A 1,532-nucleotide genomic window follows, 5' to 3' on the forward strand; every position below is an offset into this window, starting at 1 on the left:
GTAGTAGGTAAGCGATGGGGTGACGCAGGAAGGTAGTCCAGCCCGGGCGGTGGTTGTCCCGGGGTAAGGGTGTAGGGCGCTGTCTAGGCAAATCCGGACAGCATGAAGCCTGAGACCTGATGCCGAGCCGATTGTGGTGAAGTGGATGATCCTATGCTGTCGAGAAAAGCCTCTAGCGAGTTTCATGGCGGCCCGTACCCTAAACCGACTCAGGTGGTCAGGTAGAGAATACCGAGGCGTTCGGGTGAACTATGGTTAAGGAACTCGGCAAAATGCCCCCGTAACTTCGGGAGAAGGGGGGCCATCACTGGTGATCGGATTTACTCCGTGAGCTGGGGGTGGCCGCAGAGACCAGCGAGAAGCGACTGTTTACTAAAAACACAGGTCCGTGCGAAGCCGTAAGGCGATGTATACGGACTGACGCCTGCCCGGTGCTGGAACGTTAAGGGGACCGGTTAGCTCCATTTCGGTGGGGCGAAGCTGAGAACTTAAGCGCCAGTAAACGGCGGTGGTAACTATAACCATCCTAAGGTAGCGAAATTCCTTGTCGGGTAAGTTCCGACCTGCACGAATGGCGTAACGACTTCTCGACTGTCTCAACCATAGGCCCGGTGAAATTGCACTACGAGTAAAGATGCTCGTTTCGCGCAGCAGGACGGAAAGACCCCGGGACCTTTACTACAGTTTGATATTGGTGTTCGGTTCGGCTTGTGTAGGATAGGTGGGAGACTTTGAAGCGGCCACGCCAGTGGTTGTGGAGTCGCCGTTGAAATACCACTCTGGTCGTGCTGGATGTCTAACCTGGGTCCGTGATCCGGATCAGGGACAGTGTCTGATGGGTAGTTTAACTGGGGCGGTTGCCTCCTAAAGAGTAACGGAGGCGCCCAAAGGTTCCCTCAGCCTGGTTGGCAATCAGGTGTTGAGTGTAAGTGCACAAGGGAGCTTGACTGTGAGACCGACGGGTCGAGCAGGGACGAAAGTCGGGACTAGTGATCCGGCGGTGGCTTGTGGAAGCGCCGTCGCTCAACGGATAAAAGGTACCCCGGGGATAACAGGCTGATCTTCCCCAAGAGTCCATATCGACGGGATGGTTTGGCACCTCGATGTCGGCTCGTCGCATCCTGGGGCTGGAGTCGGTCCCAAGGGTTGGGCTGTTCGCCCATTAAAGCGGTACGCGAGCTGGGTTTAGAACGTCGTGAGACAGTTCGGTCCCTATCCGCTGTGCGCGTAGGAATATTGAGAAGGGCTGTCCCTAGTACGAGAGGACCGGGACGGACGAACCTCTGGTGTGCCAGTTGTCCTGCCAAGGGCATGGCTGGTTGGCTACGTTCGGAAAGGATAACCGCTGAAAGCATCTAAGCGGGAAGCCTGCTTCGAGATGAGTATTCCCACCTCCTTGAGAGGGTAAGGCTCCCAGTAGACGACTGGGTTGATAGGCCAGATGTGGAAGCCTCGTAAGGGGTGGAGCTGACTGGTACTAATAGGCCGAGGGCTTGTCCTCAGTTGCTCGCGTCCACTGTGTTAGTTCTGAA

Annotated in this window: 1 rRNA gene; it reads left to right on the forward strand. The window is 56.2% G+C overall.

The window, feature by feature from the left end:
- Positions 1 to 1,501, forward strand: a 23S ribosomal RNA gene (locus AC069K_RS35670); the annotation flags it as partial.
- Positions 1,502 to 1,532: the final 31 nt, after the last annotated feature.

This window comes from Streptomyces sp. NPDC043908 (assembly GCF_056435525.1).